Genomic DNA, 22,609 nt, shown 5'->3' on the forward strand with positions numbered 1-22,609 from the left:
TTTAGAACCACAAAAACAATAATGAGTCACTATGAACCTCAGCCCATTTTATTTAGGCGATTGGCAGGTAAGCCCCCTATCAAACAGCATTCAACATGCTGGTAAAAACAAGCAGCTAGAACCAAAAGCCATGGATGTTTTAATCTATTTATGCTTAAAAAAAGGGGAGCTTGTTAGCAGTGACGAACTACTTAACCACTGTTGGAAAAATATTGAAGTAGGCGATAACCCGCTACATAAAATAATTACACAGTTGCGCAAAGCTCTTGGCGATAAAGCAAGTGCACCACAATACATAGAAACAATAAGAAAACGTGGCTACCGTATTATTGCAAAGTTAGACTTTCCTTTAAGTGAAGAAGCCCCCAAAGTAACAAGCTGGCAAGGTGGATCGCCCTTTTTAGGATTAAGCGCTTATAATACAACCGATAACCACCTGTTTTTTGGCCGAAATCAGGCTATTGCCACTTTATTGGAAAGAGTGGCTAGCCAAGTGCATTTTGGTCGCGCTTTTTGCTTAATTTTAGGCCCAAGTGGTACAGGTAAATCATCCTTAGTGAACGCGGGCATTTTGCCTAAATTGCTTGATAAACGCGGCTACAATGGGATTGGTGTGGTTTCGTATACTCAACTAGATTTCGCAGATATTGACCACAGTCGGCTTTATTTAGATTTAGCGTCAGCCATGCTTGATTGGGATATAAATAACCTGCCTGTCTTTGATGGTTTGAGTGCCGAAACACTTGCCCAGCAATTAACGCAGAACACCAATAATGTTATCCATACTTTAACTAATGCACTAAATCAATCAGTACCAACACTTAACAAACCGCAATTATTTTTGTTCATAGATCGCTTAGAAGTACTTCTTTCATCACCTTTGTTTGATGATGAAACACGTAGCCAATTTTTATCAGTTATTGAGCGCTTAGCAACGTCTAAAGCGGTGATTGTATTTAGTGCGTGCAGAAACGATTTTTACCCTTTAGTGGTTGAGCAACCAAGTCTTATGGTGGGCAAGGCTCATGGCGCGCATTACGATTTAACCCCGCCAAATCGCCATGAACTACAACAAATTATTCGCTTGCCAGCGTTAACCGCTAATTTAACGTTTTCACATGACCCGCAAACCCAAACACCTCTTGATGAAATACTTTGCGCCGATACCGCCAATAATCCAGATGCACTGCCCATGCTGCAATACACACTGCAAGAGCTGTATTTACAGCGCAGTGATAATAATGAGTTGTTACACAGTGTGTATAAAAAACTTGGCGGTATTGAGGGCGCCATAGGCAAAAAGGCAGAAGATGTATTTATTGGCCTTAGCAACAAACAACAACTGCAACTAAAAAGCGTGTTATCACAATTAATAACGCTAAACCCTGATGGTAAAACTATTACTAGCCGCGCAGCCCGCTTGCAAGCGTTAACCAACACCAGCCAAATAGAACTTGTACAAGCCATGGTCGATAGCCGCTTATTTGTATCGCACTTACAAAATGGCGAAGCCTGTTTTAGCCTTGCGCACGAAGCATTATTGCGTCAATGGCCGCGCGCAAAACAGTGGATAAGCGATCACAAAGATGCATTAGCAATAAAAAGCCGTTTACAACACCAAGCACAAAATTGGATAGATGAAGGCAAAAGTAATGCTTACCTCCTTGCGACAGGAAAACCGCTGCAAGAGGCCGTTACCTTATTAAACGACAACACATTCGAACTAGGCGATGACGAACACGCCCTTATAACCAGCTCTCTTAAGCATAGTAAGACAAAAGCCACCCTGAAACGTGGCACCGTCGCTCTGCTTTGTTTACTTACCTGTGTTGCCTTATTTATGAGTGTTACCAGCTTCCAAGCGCAGCAACTTGCACAGCAGAAACGCCAAGAGGCCGAAAGCTTACTAGGGTTTATGGTAGGTGATTTTGCCGATAAATTACGCAGCGTAAAGCGTATGGACTTACTTGATGGCATTAGTAATAAAGCACTTGAGTATTTTACCAATCAAGTCGAGGAGCCAAGCTCGATATTTAACTTTAGCAGTCAACAAGCCGAGTTTAAAAGTCGCTTTCAGTTCGCACAAACTCTGGAAGCCATGGGGGAAGTGGCCTATTCCCGCGGGAAAACCATTGAGGCCTTCACCGCCTTTGAAAACGCCCGCATTCGCCTTGAAACATTATTAAAAATTCAGCCAAGCAACTTAGAGTTACTAGCGCTTGCCGGTGTCAATGCTTTTTGGCTCGGCCAGCTTCATTACGATAAAAGCGATTACGCAGCCACTGAGCCTTTCTTAAAAAAATATCATATCTACAGTAAAAAAATGTATTCATTAGCACCGAATGATTTTAATGCCATTATGGAGTTATCATATTCACACAATTCGCTGGGGTCTTTATATTTACAGCGATTTAACTACACTGGCGCTAAACAGCGCTTTGCAGAGTCGCTCGCCCTTAAAAATGAAGCGCTTGAGCTTAAACCCAATAATAAAAACCTATTACGCGATAAAGCCGACACTATCAGCTGGCTTGCTAAAACAGAAGAAAGATTGGGTGATTTTAACGCAGCATTAACCATGTATGCAAATGCTTCAAATGAGTTAAAAAGTTTATTAATTGAATACCCAGATGATGCAAGTTTAGCAAGCAGTTTAGCTTATACTTATATTCAACAAAGCTATCTATTAAGCTATTTATCTAATAAAAAGCTAGCCTACAAAAAAGCACAGCAAGCTACAAAAACAGTTAATAGCGCACGATTGCAAGATCCAAAAAGTAAAGAAATTCAACATTCTTATTATCGTTTTTTGGCCCACCAGTTAGTGCTTTCACCTAATAAAAAAGTTGATAAGCGAATTACCAAAATTATCAAATTTATGAAAGATCAAGGCTTTATAAATAACCTTACTGTTAATACACAATTGAGCCTTATACAGTACTTTATTGATAAACAGTCACCGCTTAAAGCACAAGAGTTATTGACGGCACTTGAAAGTGATAAAAACTATAAACAGCATAGAGGCAATCTAATAGCAAGTGGCGATAATTTAGCGCCCACACGAATAAATTTACTTAAAGCTAAGTTAACTTCAACCAGCAAGCAGCGAGAACAATTTTGCTTAAATGCGCTTCAAGCCATTGCTAAAACAGCAGAAACAAATCAAAGTGTTCGCATTACGTACCCGCTAGTACAGGCTTACACCTGCTTAAACCGAGCTAACGAAATCCCAAAAATAAAAGCAAGCCTAGTAAAGCTTGGTATTACTGACTTTAAACTATAACTATGAATACAAAGGAAATAATATGAATAGCACTCAAGAACAAATTCACTTTACAGTTAACATTGTACTGGGCAGTGACGACGAGGCTAACTTTACATACTCTATAGATGGTAAAGAAGTGACAGGCGGCGGAGTTGTAAGAACCGAAACCGCGGGCATTTATAGTTTAGATGAAGCCACACTTGCTAAAGGCTTTTTATTCACCGGCGCTACTATTACTGATGTAGATAAAGAAACGCCTTGCGCCCAAGACTTTAGCTTTAAAGTAAGCGATAACGGCCGCACAATTACTATTATCGATACCGATGAAAACCCAGGTACTGCCTGTTTAGTATTTAACGTTGAGTGCAATGGCAAAGCGTATAAAAGTGCCGATCCACAAATTGAAAATAAAGAAGAAAAGTAATTAACAACGGTTAATTACTAAATTGCACAGGGCTGGTTTATTCCTGTGCAACATTTGATACTTTAGGCACCTTCCCAACTACTCTGAAAACTAAGAAGCCAAACTATTAGCACCTAAAAAAGAAAACAAGCAAATAAAAATCAATAAGTTAAACCAGAAGGTTACCGAAAGGTTTAAAAACCATAAATTGAATAAACTGCTAGACATCAAGTTTCATTAACAATAAAAATGAGCAACACCATGTCTAACAATAATGAAAATAGCAGAGCAAATAACACCGACAACTCTGTATCTGCATTAATGAGCAGCATTTCTAATACCGTTAACAATGAAAAAATAAGCGCGATTATTAATGTTACTAATGTGATGGCCGATGCTATTTTTATTGTAAATGCACACGGTGTGTTTGAATCGGTAAACCCAGTAGCTGCACGATTTTTTAATGTTCCTTCAGATATACTAATTGGTAAAAAGTGGCAGCATTTTTTACAAGAGCAATACCGTAACGATTATGAATACATGTTTGAAAGTTGGAAAAACAATTATCAAACGCCCCTTAATCATGGCCCCAAAGAAGTAAAAATAATTAAAGCCAATGGTAATTTTTTAGATGTAGAACTGTCGGTTTCGTGCATTCCACCAGCCACAACCAATAATACTCCTTTATTTATTTGCATCATGCATGACATTTCTAAACATATAAAAAAGTATAAAGTACTCGAAAAACTTTCAAAGCTCGATCACCTAACGGGTATTGCAAATCGTGGCACGCTAGAAAAAACAATCCACAAAGATTGGCAAACATGCCTAATGAACAAGCAGCCATTAAGTTTTATATTGATTGATATTGATTATTTTAAACTATTTAACGATAACTTTGGGCATGTAAAAGGTGACAAGTGTTTACAAAAAGTAGCAAAAACAATTGAAGAATGCCTACCGTCAAAAGACAGCTTAGTTGCCCGATACGGTGGAGAAGAGTTTGCCGTGATATTACCACGGTCTCATATTTCGAACGCTGAAATGATAGCAAAGCGTATCCAAGATAGAATTTTAAATTTAAATTTTAGAGAAATAGGCCTACCTGACAACGTTAAAATTAGCGTTAGCCAAGGCTTAGCGTGTGAATACAATAACCAATATAGAACATCTGAAGCATTAATGTGTGCGGCCGATAGCGCTTTGTATAGAGCTAAGTCGGAAGGAAGAAACATGATTTGTATCAGGTAATGATTACTATTAAAACAATGAACTTTATAAAAGCCATTTTATAAGTGAAGTGGCTTTTAAATTTATCCATAACCGACAATAAATATTTACATTTCTTTACAAATTCCGTTTAAAACCCAAGCCTTTATTAACGGTTTTATTTATTTAAATTCATAAACTTGCAATAATAACACCGCCTAAATAACAAGTTAAGTTAGTATGAATTTAAAACAACATGATAGACCTTTTATTTTTGTTAACATATAATAATACTTAATAATTAATACAAAATAACTAGAATAGCCTCGGAACGCCTTCCTTTGAGCAATAGTTTAAAATTAATATAACGAATCATTAATGAAATATATTTTATGGCTTTTGCTTTTAGTATCAGCGCAGTTACTAGCAAAACCCGTTAATAACAGCATCGCATTTTACTACTCAGCCCCAATGCCCCTAGCCGAAATGACTTTTTACTCGCGCGTTGTTGTGCAACCTGAGTTAGTGACTGAGCACGAATTAAATTGGTTTAAAGAACGTAATATTTCAGTTTATGCTTATTTGAGCATTGGCGAATCATACAATGAAAGTGATTATTCACTCACCACAAACCCTAATTGGAATAGCTATATTTCCGATTTAACTTCAACACAATGGCAACAACAATTAAATAGCTCGGCTGTTACGTTAAAAAAACGTGGCTTTAGTGGGTTGTTTTTAGACACCCTTGATAGCTATCAATTATTAGACAACGCACGCTACAACAAATCAGCGCAGCAGGCTGGATTAGTTTCAATAATAAAAGATCTTTCTTTAGTATTTAACAAGCAATTAGTGCTCAATCGTGGCTTTGAGTTACTTCCTAGCCTACAAAACCTTGCAACCGATTTAGTCGCTGAGGGGTTATTTAGCCATTTTAATCCGCTTGATAATAGCTACAAATTTACCACTGAGAGCGATCAAGCATGGTTAGCTGCCCAACTTAAAAAAGCGCAAAGTTTAGGCTTTAACGTGCAAGTTATTGATTATGCAAAACCTGATAAACGTCTTGTAATGGCTGAAAAAATTATTGCTTCAGGGTTTAATGCTTGGGTGACCGATGGGCATTTACAAACCTGGGGAACATCAGCTATTAGCCCCGTACCTAGGCGTGTGCTTATTCCGTACAATAGTGACTTAAAACCTCTAATTTATTCTACGGTTCACTTAAAGCTGGCCACTCTGATTGAGTATCTAGGTTATATTCCTGACTATATTGATATGGCCAAGCGAGATCTGCCATTAGTTGACCCAAGTTTACATGCTGGAATTATTTCGTGGACCAACATGGCCGGCTTCTACTCTGCGACGGTTATAAACTGGCTTGAGAGCAACTTAGGCGTTGTGCCTCAATTAATTGTTGGTGAGCTACCACAATCAGCTAAATTATTAGCAGCATTAGGCGTGCAAACGCTGAACAGCTCCCCCCCTGGCCCTTATAAACTTAACTATTTAACACCATGGTTAGAAGGTGAGTCAGGTTCTTCGCCTGCCATTACCAAACCTTATTTATTAAAATTAGCGCCAGAAGCCACCACCCTTATTGATATAACAGCAACTGATGGCAGCACAATTGTACAAAGTGCCAAAACCAAATATGGTGCAGTTATTGTCGCCCCATGGCTAATTGATACGCTACCAATGGAAGGCAGTAACTGGGTTGTTGACCCACTTACACTGCTTACAAAAGCAATGGGATTACCCGCTATACTAGCACCCGATACAACGACCGAAAGTGGCAGACGAATGCTTACTATGCATATAGATGGTGATGGCTTTACCAGCATTGCACACTTTGAAGGAAGTCCTTATGCCGCAGAGGTCATTCGCGATGATATTATTAAACCTTATAAACTTCCCATAACATCTTCCATTATTCAGGCTGATATTGAGCCTGGAGGAATTCATGCTAAACACAGTAATAAACTAGAAAAAATTGCGCGCAGTATTTTTGAACTTCCCTATGTAGAAGTGGCTTCGCATACTTATAGTCACCCTTACTTTTGGACCGCGCTTTCGGGCCGAAAAGAGATTGACGAAGAAGATACAGACTATGGGTTTCATTTAGATGTACCTGGCTATGACACAATTAGCTTAGAAAAAGAAATTACCGGCACCATTAATTACATTAACGAAAGGCTAGTACCTAAAGGAAAAAAAACAGTACTTATGTTGTGGTCGGGCGATGCTACACCCGGTCCAGACGCATTAAAAATAGCGCGTAATGCTGGTGTACTAAATGTAAATGGCGGCAATACTGATGTAAATAGTGATAACCCTAGCCTTTCACATATATCGCCGATTGCGCGCCCTGAGGGTGATTTACTGTATCAAATTTACGCGCCAATACTGAACGAAAACGTATACACTAATTTATGGCATGGTCCGTATTACGGATTTAAGCGACTAACAGAAACCTTTGAAATAACCGAAAAGCCATACAGGTTAAAGCCCTATACTATTTACTATCATTTTTATTCTGGCGAAGTTCCTGCAGGGCTTGACGCCCTAAAGCATAATATTGACTATGCATTAGAAAGACCTAATACACCGGTGTACTTAAGCCATTATGCAAAAATTGCGAAAGATTTTTACTTTTCTGCTTTAGCTAAAAATAGTAAAGGCGACTGGTTGTTTAGTTCAAAAAACATTCGCACCCTTCGCATACCCAGCGACTTTGATATTGCAAACATATCACAAAGCGATGGGCTGCTAGGGGTAACGCAACAAGGCAACTACGTACACACTATTGAGGGTATCTCGCGTATTAGTTTTGACCACAGCAAAAAAAATAATACCCCTTATTTAGCCTCTGCCAATGTAGTAATAGATACATGGCAAGTAAATGGTGCGGTTAGTTTTAAAGCGTGGATACCTGCAACACTTGATTTAGTGAATGCCCGCTCATGCCAATTTATATCTCACATGGGAAAAAGGTATAAAGGTATCACTCGCGGAAAAATAACCCACTTTAAACTGCCTGCAGGTGATTTTTTTGGTTATTTGAACTGCACAGGGGTTGCTAAGTAATGAATACCAAAAAGCGCCCTCATTTAGTTTCAATAAAAACAATTTTAACAATACTCGCTGTTAGCTGTTTTTCGTTGTATGCGCTATTTCCGCACACCTTATTTTTTGAAGACGATGCACTTTCACAAGACTACACATTCGAAAAGTCATACTTACACGCTGCACTTAATACTGACCCAAACAATGAAAAACTGCGCGCTAAATTAGTTGAACTGCATATTGCATTGAGTGAATATTCAAACGCAACTAGTGAGCTAGAAAGACTAACAAAAAGTCGGCGTAAAACAGAACTTGAAATAAAATTACTTTACTCATTATGGCTTGCAAGTGGTGCCAATGAAGATGATCGATTTGAAGAGCTTTCATTAAAGGTTAGTGCCTATAAACCATGGAACGAAGACGTTCTTAGCATCGCTAAGGCACTCGGTTTGAATGTTAAGCTTGCACATTATTATCAAACACACAAAAAGCCGTTAATTGCCGCTGATTATTGGCTAACCGCAGGCGAGCCTGCAAAAGCGCTGCTGCTTTACAAAAATAACATGAGCGAAACAATAGCTGAAAAAGCCATTGAAACCGCTCTCGGGGCAAACGAAGCGGTGCAAGCTTATGCGTGGTGGAAGCAATATGGGGATCAATCAAACATAAAGCGCACACTTTATCTCGCTGACTTAGCAGGCAATAAAGAAGATGCAATTACTGCAGCTACAAAACTGCTGCGCGAAGAACCTAACAATAATAAATACTTAACACAGTCAATGCAGCTTCACTTAGCTAATGGCGATGCTAATGGCGCTGAAATATTGCTTTCAAAACTACTAAAACAAAAGCCTAACGATAAAGAGCTTCATTTACTTAACTGGAAAGTAAAGCGCTGGCTTAATAAGCCAAAAGAAGCACTTAAAGAATTTAAATGGTTAATGATAAATAAAGCTGTTACCGCATCAATGCTTACAGACAGTATTAACGATGCAACGGCTTTATACTTGTACCAAGACGCTAACGACATTTACGCTTATAAAGCTAAAAATAGGCAACTAAAAGGCAATGGCTTTACTAAATGGATGCAAACTAACGAATTTATTGGCGATGCCAAACAAGAGCTCAGACACATAGAGCGTTTTGAAAGCATAAACGGTAAAAGCGTATTATCGCAATATTGGAAAGCAAAAGTATTACATGACACAGGCAACTTAAACGGTTTACGTAATTTGTGGCCTATTTATCAGGGTCCCAAAAACGAAGAAGATTTAATGTGGCTAGCTCGCGCGTTTTGGTTAAAAAACGACTTTAACACGGCACTAACTATTTTAAAGCAAAAGCAGCAAAGTACCGATGACGAGTTTTGGAGTGCCCGCGTTGACATGGCGCTCAGGGTAAAAAATAAAAAAGAACAGCTTCATGCCCTTGAGCAACTCAAAGCACTGGGTAAATTAGGCGCAGGCGATTTATTGCAGTACCAGCAACTTAGATTTGAAGGCAACCCACATGAATTATTGACGTATTTGTGGCAGCAACCTTCACTGAGCGAAAGTCAGCTAATTGACATTGCTAACTTAAGTACGCAAATAAACGATTCAAACGCCGTTGAACGAATCCACAATGAACTAAACAAGCAGCGCTACAACAAGGCGCTCTACCCTGCTTGGTTAATTATTTCTAACTGGTATCAAAATCAAAGCGATTTGAATTCAGCTTATACAACACTTAACCGTGCCGCAAAACTGAGCGAATACAGCCCCGATGTGGTGCTTACACAAGGCTGGTTAGCACTGCAAATGCATGACAGTATTATGATTTCACGTATTTTAAATAACTATGCAGACAACGACCCAACGTATGCGTGGGGTCAGCTTTTGGCAAGTTTATCAATTTATGAAAAGTCATATAACAGTGCTTATTTTTACCTACGAAAACTAGCGATAGCTGAGCCCAGTGACTTAACCACATTAGTAAATTTAGCCGATGTAATGAGACAACTTGGCTATTACGCTAACGCCACAGAGCTTAATCATTATCTTCTTCAGCATTTACCGAAAGATAAATACGCATACCGAGGACTTATGTTTCGCTGGGCTGGCGCTATGGCTATGCCTCATTTAATGCAGCTAAACACACTCGATGAGTTAGCCCCTGAAACCATAGGCACAGCACAAGCAAATTGGTGGTTATCGCGCCGTGCGGCGCAAAAACTTGAGCCTTGGCAAACACTCCAGTTGTACATGACCCAAGGTGAATTTATTAAAATTAAACAATTAGTTGACACAAATACGCTTAGCGAAAACGATCAATTAAGCGCGCTTTTATACCTAAATCAACCTTATGCAACTATGCAACGTTGGTATGAAGAGCTAATTAACGAACCAAACGAAGCTCAACTAGGCTTTTTAAGAAACACGCGAACAGCTTATTTTCGCGCACTTGAAGTAAACCTATCACCGCAAGCTGGGCTCAATAGTACGCAATACGACATAAATGTGTATTTCCCTTATGCAAAAGGTCAGTGGAAACTTAGCCTTAGCGATCAGCAAAACCTTGGGAATAACGGACTGCTATTCGCAATAGAAAATACCATGACGTTTGGCCGTTGGGCTTTAAATGCAAAAGTTGATACGCATCAGGGCGATATTGTTAGCCGACAAGGCTTGAGTTTAGATTCTCGTTATCAGTGGGATGCGCGTACTCAAGTTGGCGTAAACTTACACTACAACGCCGAAAACCGCCAATCTGAAGTGTTACTCAGCTATGCGCAACTTAATAAAGCCACGGCTTATATAAATTATAATATTGATAACAGACAAAGCATGCAGCTATCAGCAGCTGCTATGTCGTTCACGCGTAGAGACAACAACAGCACACTCGTTAATGGACAAGAGTATAACGCACGCTACCAATACAGTATTTTAAAAGATCGCCCTATTTGGAACGCCTACTTTAGTGCGCAATGGCAAGACTTTGAACGAGTAAATACTGCGATTAATACAGACAGAAGACCCAGACGAATAGTTATTGAGCCGTTTAGGCGCTTTGCCCTAGGTACTTCATTTGCATCAACAGGCTCATTAACGCCCCCATACTTGGGTGCCAGCCCGTCTTGGCTATTTGACATAAGTACAGGCTATCAAACACTGAACGATACAATAGATGTGTCTGTTTCCAGTGGGGCCGGGTGGTCTGTCCTTGGTGATGATTTATTTAAATTACAGCTCGGTTACCAAAGTAGTAATAAAGTCGGTAACTCAGATACACAGTTACAATTAGGATATTACATACATTTTTAATGTTAGGAGAGAATATGTTTCGCTTAGTTTTACTTAGTTTAGTTTTGCTCTTATCAGCTTGTACAACAAGCCGAATTGCTGATGACATCGAAATTAGCCCATCAACAACCGTGGCTTTTTTACCGCTTGTTAATCATGCACAAACACCACTGGCAGGTGAACGCGCTGAAGATATTTTAGCGAGTATTTGGCAACAAAATAAGCTACCTAAGTTACTTCGTGCGCCAAGAAATAGCAGTAAAGACCTCCCACCTTTAGACGATCAATACCGTTTAAACAATGCAATGCAATGGCTCAATACTCAACAAGCTGACTATGTACTTAGTGGCAGTATTGAAGAATGGCGTTATAAAGCAGGTCTTGATGGAGAACCGGTGGTTGCACTTACTTTATCGCTTACAAAAAACGGGGAAACAACACCAATTTGGACCGGCACCATTGCAAAGAGCGGTTGGGGACGCGATAGCATTGCAGCAACGGCGCAAGATGTCATTGCCGATTTAGTGTCTTACATTGAGGTTAGTGAGTGAAAACACATTTCTTACGCCCAAGAGACGTTCCTGAGCTACAGATATGGGCTGAGGTATGTTTTTTTACCGCTTTAGCTTTAGGGCTGCCTGTTCTATTTAACGCTGAGGATCCCTATTGGACGCAAGGAGGGTTTTCTTGGCCGGTATTAGGACCGCTACTTGTGGCTCTTCGCTATGGGTTCTCAAAAGGTTTTATTAGTATTTTAACCTTACTCGTAGGGCAATTATTGCTAATACAAAGCACTATATTAGACCCTCAAAGTGAGTTTAATATTAACGCTATGATTGGCTACATTATTGTGGTTATGGTGGCAGGTGAATTTAGAGATGTATGGGAGCGCACTAATCAACAGCAAAGTATTCAACTTGCATATGTATCTGATCGACTTGAAAAATTTACGCGCCAATATCATTTAATTAGCTCATCACATGACCGCATTGAACAAATGCTTGCTGGACATACGCTTAGTTTACGTGAGTCATTACAAGCCGTACGCGAATCAATTGGAAAGTTAAAAGAAAGGCGCTTAGACAGTGCCGCAGAGGTTATTTTAAATTTATTTATAGAATATGGTTCGATTGAAAAAGCAGGCTTGTATAAAGTAGAAAACAATAAAATACGAGAGCCTGCACTAGCTTCTATAGGTAAAATGAGCGAGCCATCTAATTCAGACCCGTTAATAGCTGCCATGTTTGACGAAAAAGAACTGGTGTCACTTAAAAACCCAAAAGCTTCATCGGGTGATAGCAAGTATCATATTGCCATTCCATTGATTGATGTTAACGACACAATTTATGGGGCTATTTTAGTTGAAAAAGTGAAGTTTTTTGCTCTCAAAGAAAACACCCTTACTTTACTTGCAGTCATGGCCGGACACATTGGTGATTTATTGCGTCACGAAATCACTAACCCAATAATGACACGTGAAGAGTCGCCCTACTTTAAGCGCCAAGTTAAACACGCAAACAAGGAAGCAAAGCGTTATAAAATACCTTCATACTTTTTAAAGGTAAATGCGCTAAGTATTAACGATGAATCTCGAAGGCTAATGGAGTATTTAACCGAAGCTCGCCGAGGGTTAGACATTTATTTATACGATAATGAAAAACAAGTTTTATTAATACTGATGCCGCTTGCCGATGAACTTGAAAAAGACGGTTTTGTAATGCGAATGAACAGCTGGTGTAAAGAGCGTACCGGTAAAACCTTAACAGAACTCGATATTATTATTGAGAAAGAAGTCGCATTTCCGGTCAATAAAGACGAACTATCAAAACTGGTAACCCTACATGATTAAAGTAGTGATAGCCGCCTTAGTTGCATTTTTATGTGAATATTTTGCACTGCGAGAGATTCTAGACACACCAAACTGGCTTATTGTTATTTTACTGCATTGCATTGCAAGCATACTTTTTACTTTTGTAAGCTACGTTTTTATTCCTAAAAAATATAAAACAACGCTTATAAATGGCTCGCTATTATTCTTCTTGTTACTGTTTAGCCTACCTGTTTTTGGTATTTTAGGTGTCGTGCTGGCGCTTACGTTCGCGCTATGTAAGCCACTTAAAAATGACGATACTGAAATAATAGAACATGAAATTCCAGAGCTCCCCTTTGAAGTTCGCGATATTTCAATAAACCCTACTTATTCAATTGGTGGCGTAAAAGCTATTTTAAAGTATGCAACAGAGCCCAATAAACGCTTAACCGCGGTAATGGCTGCTCGGCACATGCGCGACAGCCAAGCAATCCCAATTTTAAAACTAGCCCTCAAAGATTTAGAAGACGATATACGCTTACTGGCTTACTCAACACTTGACGCTAAAGAAACAAAATTAAACGAAAAAATTAGTGTTTATCAGCAACAAATAGCCAGCACCACAAAACAACCTGAGCTGAGTAATTTACAGCAACAATTAGCCCAAGTGTATTGGGAGCTTAGTTATTTAGGGCTTGCACAAGGCGCTCTAAAAACATATGTATTAGAAAAAGCTGAAGCGCTCAGTTTACAAAGTATTGAGTACGCGCAAAAACCAGCTAATTATGTATTTTTAGGGCGTGTTTATTTAGCGCTGGGTCATTACGAACATGCGCTTGATTTTCTTGTACAAGCAACTGAATTAGGTATGGCGCGTCGCCATGTTTTACCCTACAAAGCCGAAGTTGCCTTTTGTATGAATAAATATGATGACTGTAAACGCTACTTAAGTGAGCTACCTGAACAACCTAAAGGAAGCGAGCTTCGCCAATTACAGGAGTATTGGAATGCCTAAACCCAATGCTGATATATTATTATTGTTAGAAGGTACTTATCCCTATGTGCGTGGGGGCGTATCAAGTTGGGTTCATCAAATTATTGAAGGGCTACCTCATTATAACTTTGAGCTTATTTTTTTAGGCGGTGCTTCTGAGCATTATGGCGACATTAAATATACACTTCCAAAAAATGTCACAAAATTGCATGTTCACTATTTAGTAGAGCAAAATAATACTGATATAAAAGCAAAGCACGGCGTTAAATATAAAAAAGAGTTATTTGAATTTTGGCAGCAACTACAACGTTACTTTAGGGACTCAAAAGAGCCTATTCCTACTGAATTACTTAAATTTGCATTTGAACAACTTGGGCAAAAAAACGGCATAAACGAGGCTGATTTTTTATATAGTGAGTCATCTTGGCAAGTATTAGCAGATTACTATTTAACATTTTGCGACGAATCATCTTTTATTGATTTTTTTTGGTCGTATCGTAACTTGTATAAACCTTTGTTTAAAATTGCAGATATTGCCCGCCAATTACCAAAAGTTAAACTCATACACTCTATTTCGACAGGTTATGCCGGTTTTTTAGGTGCTGGTGCAAGTGTAATTAATAACACGCCTTACCTCTTAACTGAGCATGGTATTTATACAAAAGAGCGAAAAATAGACTTAATTCAAGCCGATTGGATAAAAGAGTCTGAAGCAATTTTAGGTAAAAATTTAAATACCGAAATGGGCTTTATTCGCCGAATGTGGATCACTTTCTTTGAACAAGTAGGCCGCACAAGTTATCACCAAGCCGATAAAATCATTTCACTTTACGAAGGCAATAGGCAACGCCAAATTAAAGATGGAGCCTGTGAGGAGCGTGCGTTAGTCGTACCTAACGGTATTAAAACCGCTCATTATGCTAAAGCACTAGCTGCGCGTTCTAAAACTATTCCATTAACCGTCGGATTAATTGGCCGCATAGTACCAATAAAAGACATTAAAACCTTTATTCGTGCCATCAAAGAAGTGCAATCAAGCATGCCCACAATAGAGGGGTGGATCATAGGCCCTTTTGAAGAAGACCCTAAATACTACAAGGAGTGTCAATTATTGGTGGGAAGCCTTGATTTAGAACACCATGTTAAATTTTTAGGTATGCAAAATATTGCCGAAATACTCCCTAAATTAGGCCTTGTTGCTTTAACATCTATTTCTGAAGCGCAACCCTTAGTATTACTAGAAGCAATGGCAGCAGGCGTTCCTGTACTGGCCAGTGATGTGGGTTCATGCCGAGAAATTATTGAAGGAGCAACAGATCAAGACAAAGCACTGGGTAAAGCTGGTGAAGTCGTCTCAATTGCATCTCCTAGCGAAACTGCATTGCAAATAGCAAACATACTAAAGAACAATGAAAAATGGCATGAGTATCAAACCAGTGGTTTAAAACGTGTAAAAACGTTTTATGACGAAAGCCACATGTTTGCCCGATACAACAAGCTGTATAAGGATACAATGTCATGGCCGGAATAGGTTTTGAGATTCGAAAAATTCTCAAAAAAAACACGCTTCTTTCTGTATTTGAAGCCTATAGCTATGCAGGTTTAATTGGCTCGGGCCCTTGGTTATTATCAATTATTGCACTGATGCTGATTGGTATTTTAAGCCTTGGGATTGTACTCCCTAAATTACTGATTATTCAATTTTTAACGCTTATCACTTACATGATGGCGGCCTCGTTAATATTAACTGGCGGCTTACAGCTAATGCTTACGCGGTTTGTTGCTGATTTATTTTTTACAAAAGATGATGACTCGGTACTACCCAATTTACTAGGTGCGCAACTTATTACAACGATAGGTGCATTACTGGTTGGGTTTGCTGTGTGGCCATTTCTGCCTTTACCCGTTGTAACTAAAATTATTATTTTAGGTGGTTTTGTTAGTCTATGTAATCAATGGCTAGGTGCTATATTTTTATCGGGTATGAAGGAGTACCGCCTTATATTAATTACCATGCTCAGCGGCTACGCGTTCATGGTACTACTCGCATTTTTACTACGAGATTGGCAGCTAGATGGACTATTTTTTGCTTTTTTTGCTGGTGAAGCGCTGCTGTTTTTTAGTTTTTTATTCATGATTATTCGCCGCTACCCTGGCAATAAGCTAATCAGCTTTGACTTTCTTAGTCGAAAAAAAGTCTATTACATGCTGTTTTTTTGCGGGTTATTTTACAATATTGGCGTGTGGGCTGACAAAATTTTGTTTTGGTTTTCACCAAGCACATCTATTCATATCATAGGTCCCCTGAGGGCTAGCCCAATTTACGATCTTCCCATATTTCTGGCTTATTTATCGATTATCCCCGGGATGGCTGTATTTTTAGTAAGAATGGAAACCGACTTTGTAGAGCAATATGACCGTTTTTATTCTGCAATTAGGGGGGGCTCCTCACTCGAAGAGATATACTTTTTAAAAGATAACATGATCACGACAGCGCGAGGCGGCTTGTACGACATATTTAAAATTCAAGGCATTACCGTTGCGTGTTTATTATTATGGGGCGAGCAAATCCTTACCTATATTGGCATTGATCCTAACTATAAAACACTCCTTTTTATTGATGTAGTGGGCGTAGGCGTGCAGGTAATATTTTTATCTATTCTCAATATATTGTTCTATCTTGATAAGCGCTTTACTGTGTTAGTGCTCTCGGGCCTATTTTTAGCATTAAACATTGTGCTTACGTATTTATCTATTGCACTTGGGCCACAGTTTTATGGCTACGGGTTTGCTCTCTCTACAATAATTACCTCTGTAGTTGGCTTGTTTTGGCTATCAAAGCAGTTTGAAGACCTAGAATACGAAACGTTTATGTTGCAATAAAGACGCTTACACCTGATAAAATGGCGTCAATATATTCCTTATTTATCAGGTGTAAACTTTATTTACTTACCCAGCGTGCTTTAAAGCCACGTGTATCTACATGAATAAATGCCCCTCGGTGCGCTTTAGGGCCATAAACTCCTAACCCGCCCAATAAACCTTTGAATGATTCACGTCTGGCTAACGACTCTACGACGTTGGCCATCATTTTCGCGTCTTCAATAGTATATTTGGCATCTTTATTTATATCATCCATACGGTAATTTCCATCGTTATCGATAAAAATATCCGCAGCGTCTCCAAACACATGACGGCTTAGTTTCACATTCCCAATGGCTCTATTGTAATAAGGTGTTCGGTAACCACTCATCACCACCATGTTACTAACTGGAATGCCTTCTAAAATTAGTTCCTTACGAATTATTTCTAGCTTAAGCAGCAGTTTGCTTTGCAAAAAAAGATACTTGGGATGATTACTTTTTTGCTTACTCGCAAATTCTTTTAAAGAAAAGTGAGGCGATAATTTGGTACTTTCATTCTCAGGAGTCACTTCAACAAATCCATCAGGAACAATATAATGTTTTGAATCTTTGATTTGCGATGGCTTCGGGTAGTGCCCTATTTGGTAATATTTTAACTTACCCCCCTCTACTTTATCGGCAGGTACTTTTACAAACACATTTATTACCATACGTTGTTTTTTATTTGGCGATTCAATTATTACCGATGTTAAACCGGGAGTATCCGGGGCCTGCCATTGCCAACGATTAGTATCAGTTAGCATGGACTTTTGATCGCTAATTAATGTGTAGGTGTCAGGTGATTGCGCATAGAGCACTTCAAATTCAACCTGCTCATTGGGCATTACAAACACCGAAAAAAGCGAGTATGGCATGACAATATCGTTAATTTTTAAACTAAATTCTGCGTCCTCAAAAGCAGGCCTGTTTTGTATATCAACAACCTGATGAGCCGTTTTAGCAGGCTGAGAGGCAAATAAATGCGTACTAAGCAGAGTAGCCAACATACTGATTAAAAAAAAACCGATTAATTTCATATTACCTCTCATTATTTACTTTCTAATAATGCCGCAATAACCGACTGGTTATCATTTTTAAGGCGTGCTTTTTGATCGCGATTGTAAATATCATCTCTAAAGTTAACGAGCTCATTTTCATCTACCCACGCAGTCCAATAAACTAAATGAATGGGTAATGGCTCGTCCAAGTAAAATGTTTGTGTGCTGTCTTCACTGCGTGCATCGTTAACTTGTGCCAATGCATGTTCTTCACCTTGGTGTTTAATTATTTCTTGTGCAAGTGAAAAAGGGTCTTCAATTCTTATACAGCCATGCGATAGCGCACGTCTTGTTTGGCTAAAGCGCTGCTTTGCAGGTGTATCATGTACATAAATTGCCTCAGGGTTAGGGAACAAATATTTTACTTCACCAAGGGGATTTTTTTCACCCGCACGTTTCACTAAAAAATGATCAAACTGATAAGGCTTAATTGAATCCCAATCAATATTACTGGGGTTAACTGTTTGTGAGTCTATGTAGCTGTTTTTTCTGATTTCAATATTGTTTTTAACAAGGTAATCAGGATCTTCTGCTACTTTAGGAGCTATTTCTCTAGTAGCAATTGAAATAGGTATGCGCCACTCAGGGTTAACTACAAATTTTTCTATTTCGTCACTAAACGACGGTGTTTCCCAACTAGGTTTACCAACAATCACGTTGTTTTGAAGCTTTACATCGCCTACCTTTACATAACGCAGTTGATACTCAGGAATGTTTACAAACACGTAGTGCTCATCGCTCGAACCGGCAAAGTTAGTAATTCTATAAAAGTTTAACTTTAATTTATTGAGCTTTTGCTCAGCTGAAATATTAAGCTTGGCAAACGTGTTCTGGCCTACTCGCCCATCAACGTTTAAGCCATGACGATATTGAAACTGTTTTACGGCGCGCTCAATATGTTTATCAAAAAGGCATGGCGATTCATCGCATACGTTAGTGTGTAAATCTTGTTCTTGAAATAAACGCATTGCTAATAAACTCACAGCTCTACTGTTACTGCCTAGTTCTAGCAACTCGCTGGCTGGTAAAGGAATAAACCCACCACGATTCACTATTTCTTGGTACCAATTAATCGCTTTTTCAGTACGCTTTATTAATTGGGCTGAATATTGATCAAAGTAATAACTATCACTTGTTTGCGTGTAATGCTGTGAGCTGTATGTGGTCAGTGAAGTGCTGGCAAGTAAAGCACCGTCTAGATCATCACTCGCTAGTATGGGTGAAGCAAACATACTTACTAAACTCACAAGCAAAGCCCCCTTCAAAGTAGCTTTGTTTGTTTTAGTAAAACATTTTTTTATAAATAGTCCCTTCACGTTGTACCCCTCGCTAAATAGTGTTGATAAATAAATTTGTACTTGCCGTTAATTTATCAACTAAGGGTGCAACGTCAGTGCCAATAACAAAAAATACAGTAAACCGCTGATATTACTTAATTTTAAAAATAAAATTTAATTCATCTAAGTTATAATACAACCTGTTTGTGTAATTAATATACTCAAGTGTGTAAAGTTGCTATCCCGATTAATCATTTAAAAATGCTAAAAAACCACGTTCGTAACGGCTTAAATATTTTGTCTTTCGAGGTAAAGTAAGTGACTCACGCCACGCATTTTGTGCTGCTTCATCTTTTTTACATAGGGTAATTAAAGCCGGATGAACGTAAGATTTGCGCGCTATTGCTGGGGTATTGCCTAATTGTTGAGACACACAATCGAGCATGCTTTTTAAGGTAAGTGCGCCTTTGGCCTTAGCGAGCTGCTTAAATGCAATTACGCTTGCTCGCCAAGTTCTAAAATGTTTTGCACTAAACTCCTCTCCCACTATTCGCTGTATGTATTGGTTTATTTCGCTCGATGTTACGTTAGTACGCTCACCTTCACTTATGTACTGAAATAAATGCTGGCCAGGCAAATCTTGTAAGTCTTTAATTACATGGCTTAGCACTCTGTCAGTAATATTAACCTCACGTTCTTTTCCCGATTTTGCCCGGTATTTTAACTGAATATTTTTACCTGTCAGTTTTGCGTGTCGTGTGCGTAACGTTGTAGCGCCAAAGCTTTTATTTTGTTTTACGTTTCGCTCATTGCCAACTCTTAGCGCTCCTAAATCCATAAGCCTAACTACCGCAGCTAATGTTCGCTCTATATTTAGCTCGCTACCTTGTAAATCTGATTCTAAACGGGCTCTCAATAAAGGAAGTTTGTGGCCAAACACACCACAAGCTTGGTATTTTTTAGCCTCTTGCTGTGCTCTAAACTCTGGGTGGTATCGGTATTGTTTTCTTCCTTTACTATCAAAACCTGTGGCTAAAATATGTCCGTTTTCCTCGGGGCAAAACCATGCACTTTTGTAAGCAGGCGGAAATGCTAAGCCATTCAAACGCTCAATAACCGCTTCATCTTTTATTAATTTGCCAATGGGATCGAAATACTGCCATTGCTTATTTTTAAGCTTTCGAGTGATACCAGGTAAATTATCATCCACATAGATTAACTTCATAAGCACTGCACTCCGATTTGATCATGACAACCATAAAAGATTTAAACTAACATATTCAAATAACCTTAAACTGAACAATATTATTGATATACAATCAAAAATTAAGCAATAATGTTTAAAGTGCATACGTTATTGTAACTCTGCTGATATTCCCTTTTTAGGGTATGCTATTTATAAGGAGCATTTAATGGCTTTTGATTACGGATCAATCGATCTTGGACTAAAGAACCCTTTTAAACTGGAGGGAAAAGTAAAGGCCGTAAGAGGACTTATTGAGTCTATTGTTGGTGTCGGCCTTTTGGTCACCGCATCTGGCTCAGTAAAAGAAGATGCAACCGCAGGTTGGATTTTAATGATATTTGGCATGCTGATACTCGCACTCGGTATTCGTACCTTATCGGGCGGCATTTACGCCACACTTAAGTACTTTGTAGGCAGGAACCACCCTACATCGCTGGCATTTAACTTTAGTAAATCACAAACATCGACTGCACAAGAAGAAAAAAACGAAGTAGCCTACACGGCACAAACACTAGAAGAAATGCTTGTTGGGCGCAAAAACAGTACCTTCAAAGAGCCAAATGGCTTTTTATCTCGCTTACTGCACAGCTTAATACCAAAACTATTATTTTTGCCCTATCCAATACGTAATGTTGCACAACGTTTATTTGGCTCATGGGTTAGTACGCTGGTTGCACTTATTGCTTATGCATTAGTTGCGTTTGTGTCATTATCAGGCTTTACAGGCGAAGCAGGAGAACTCGCTTTTCCAATATATAGCGCTATTTTGATGTTTTATGTGCTGTTTTCTTGGCGTTCGTCTGGCAAACCTATTTCTCGTAATGCAGAAAAAAACATTGAAGCATTGGGCACGGGTGCGCTTGCTAAGATCATTTCTTTATCGTTTATATTACCCATTGCTATAGGCCTTTCTATGTCGTGGCTAATGCAGGAGCAACGCATTAGTAAACAACAAATAGACAACTGGCTAGAACAATTACCCAGCCTCAATGCAGGGCTGTATTTAACAGCCATTATTATACTAGCCGCACTGAGTTGTGCTCTTGTATTTGTAATGATTAAAGCACGTTTAAACGTAGTGACCCCCAGTGCAGAAGTATCAGAACTTCGAGAAAACTGGCAAGAGTCTGTTCACCCAGACGAAATTTTTATAAACCTTGATAATTTAGTGATGGCAAACCGTCGTTACAAAGAAGTGCCGAATAGGGTTTACCGTGAATTAGACCCTAAGCTACAAGAGCAAATTGAAGGTAAAGGCGGATTTAAAGGTGAAATGATTCAAGAAATTCAACCTAAACTGCACACTATGGATTTAGGTAGACAGTTTAGCCTTTCGCGTTTAATTGCGTTAATTAGCGGTAACTTGCTCTACATTGCAGCGCTTAGCTTTACCGTATTACTTGCTTATTCATTTATTAATATTTACCACTATATTGAAGCTGCAAATATAAACACCATTGAACAAGCGTTTAATAATCAAAATATTATAGAGTTTAGTGAGCTATTAATGGCAAGTGTTCACTTATTACTGATTGGTGTATTAATTAAAGCCTTTGCACAGCTGTTAAGTAACAGTGCCCATTTGTTTTTTGCCGAAATGCAATTTGAATCATTACTGGTGTATTTTAAATGTGAAGGCACATTTACAGAGTCCAAAATATCAACAGGTACAGGGATTCACGACAGTACACGCTCTGAAAACACCCTAGTACGCAGCAGCATAACGCCTTGGGTTATTGTTTCACGTATTGTTTCGACAACCTTTGCCGCAACAGGTATGAAAAACCTTGAACATCCTCGCCATATTATGGAAATGCACAAAGATGAAGGTCAATTACAAGCAATCAAAAAAGATGTAATCGCCTTTTTGAAAGACCGCGAATCAATTGCGTCAATAACGAGTGAACGCGATTTAGGTAATGCCTCTCAACTGCATCAGCTAAATCAACAAACTCGCGCAATGCCTATGCAACCTGCTTTAACTAAAGACGATGAAGAAGCCGCTGGCTTTTTACGCCAAGAGGACGACTTGGCATCTAAGCCAAAAACCTAGCATTTTTAAATAAGTGCCACCTGTGTATTTGGGTGGCATTT

The 22,609-nt window shown here is 38.9% G+C and carries 14 protein-coding genes; 11 read left to right on the forward strand and 3 right to left on the reverse strand.

Annotated features, from left to right (window positions below):
• Positions 1–31 precede the first annotated feature (31 nt).
• The 10 genes from CWB62_RS01585 to pelG all read left to right on the forward strand — a co-directional run bounded on the left by CWB62_RS01585 (position 32) and on the right by pelG (position 16,914).
• The gene (locus CWB62_RS01585) at positions 32–3,283 is read left to right on the forward strand and encodes an nSTAND1 domain-containing NTPase (RefSeq protein WP_138528836.1); all 3,252 of its coding nucleotides are present in this window, start codon (positions 32–34) and stop codon (positions 3,281–3,283) included.
• Between the two features lie 22 nt (positions 3,284–3,305).
• Positions 3,306–3,689 (forward strand): DP-EP family protein, encoded by a 384-nt coding sequence (locus CWB62_RS01590; RefSeq protein ID WP_058403002.1) that lies wholly within the window; start codon positions 3,306–3,308, stop codon positions 3,687–3,689.
• Positions 3,690–3,929: 240 nt separating this feature from the next.
• Entirely contained in the window at positions 3,930–4,919 is a 990-nt protein-coding gene (locus CWB62_RS01595) for a sensor domain-containing diguanylate cyclase (protein ID WP_138528838.1), read from the forward strand.
• A 336-nt stretch (positions 4,920–5,255) separates the two neighbouring features.
• Positions 5,256–7,967 (forward strand): bifunctional glycoside hydrolase/polysaccharide deacetylase family protein, encoded by a 2,712-nt coding sequence (locus CWB62_RS01600; protein WP_138528840.1) that lies wholly within the window; start codon positions 5,256–5,258, stop codon positions 7,965–7,967.
• Positions 7,967–11,248 carry a tetratricopeptide repeat protein gene (locus tag CWB62_RS01605; protein WP_058403004.1) on the forward strand — a complete coding sequence of 1,094 codons (3,282 nt, stop codon included), beginning with the start codon at positions 7,967–7,969 and terminating at the stop codon, positions 11,246–11,248. The genes CWB62_RS01600 and CWB62_RS01605 overlap by 1 nt, the downstream gene beginning before the upstream one ends.
• A 14-nt stretch (positions 11,249–11,262) precedes the next feature.
• Complete coding sequence (locus CWB62_RS01610; RefSeq protein WP_138528842.1) at positions 11,263–11,778, forward strand: protein PelC; 516 nt, start codon at positions 11,263–11,265, stop codon at positions 11,776–11,778.
• On the forward strand, positions 11,775–13,076 hold the full coding sequence (locus tag CWB62_RS01615; RefSeq protein ID WP_138528844.1) for a PelD GGDEF domain-containing protein: 1,302 nt from the start codon (positions 11,775–11,777) through the stop codon (positions 13,074–13,076). Before CWB62_RS01610 ends, CWB62_RS01615 begins: the two co-directional genes overlap by 4 nt.
• Complete coding sequence (locus CWB62_RS01620) at positions 13,069–14,052, forward strand: tetratricopeptide repeat protein (RefSeq protein WP_138528846.1); 984 nt, start codon at positions 13,069–13,071, stop codon at positions 14,050–14,052. Before CWB62_RS01615 ends, CWB62_RS01620 begins: the two co-directional genes overlap by 8 nt.
• On the forward strand, positions 14,045–15,562 hold the full coding sequence (gene pelF / locus CWB62_RS01625) for a GT4 family glycosyltransferase PelF (protein WP_138528848.1): 1,518 nt from the start codon (positions 14,045–14,047) through the stop codon (positions 15,560–15,562). Before CWB62_RS01620 ends, pelF begins: the two co-directional genes overlap by 8 nt.
• Positions 15,550–16,914, forward strand: a complete 1,365-nt coding sequence (pelG, locus tag CWB62_RS01630) for an exopolysaccharide Pel transporter PelG (RefSeq protein ID WP_058403009.1) — start codon at positions 15,550–15,552, stop codon at positions 16,912–16,914. The genes pelF and pelG overlap by 13 nt, the downstream gene beginning before the upstream one ends.
• A 58-nt stretch (positions 16,915–16,972) precedes the next feature.
• Here the strand turns inward: pelG and CWB62_RS01635 are convergent, their stop codons facing one another.
• From CWB62_RS01635 to CWB62_RS01645, 3 genes are all read right to left on the reverse strand, one after another.
• A complete protein-coding gene (locus tag CWB62_RS01635; protein WP_138528850.1) occupies positions 16,973–17,971 on the reverse strand; it encodes a D-Ala-D-Ala carboxypeptidase family metallohydrolase in 999 nt (332 codons plus the stop codon).
• Positions 17,972–17,982: 11 nt separating this feature from the next.
• Positions 17,983–19,239, reverse strand: a complete 1,257-nt coding sequence (locus CWB62_RS01640; protein ID WP_249310712.1) for a L,D-transpeptidase family protein — start codon at positions 19,237–19,239, stop codon at positions 17,983–17,985.
• Between the two features lie 277 nt (positions 19,240–19,516).
• A complete protein-coding gene (locus CWB62_RS01645; RefSeq protein WP_138528854.1) occupies positions 19,517–20,494 on the reverse strand; it encodes a DNA topoisomerase IB in 978 nt (325 codons plus the stop codon).
• 187 nt (positions 20,495–20,681) lie between these two features.
• Here CWB62_RS01645 and CWB62_RS01650 point away from each other — a divergent pair, with 187 nt between their 5' ends.
• Positions 20,682–22,568 carry a hypothetical protein gene (locus tag CWB62_RS01650; protein WP_058403012.1) on the forward strand — a complete coding sequence of 629 codons (1,887 nt, stop codon included), beginning with the start codon at positions 20,682–20,684 and terminating at the stop codon, positions 22,566–22,568.
• Positions 22,569–22,609: the final 41 nt, after the last annotated feature.

Source organism: Pseudoalteromonas sp. S408 (genome assembly GCF_005886645.1).
Classification (GTDB): domain Bacteria; phylum Pseudomonadota; class Gammaproteobacteria; order Enterobacterales; family Alteromonadaceae; genus Pseudoalteromonas.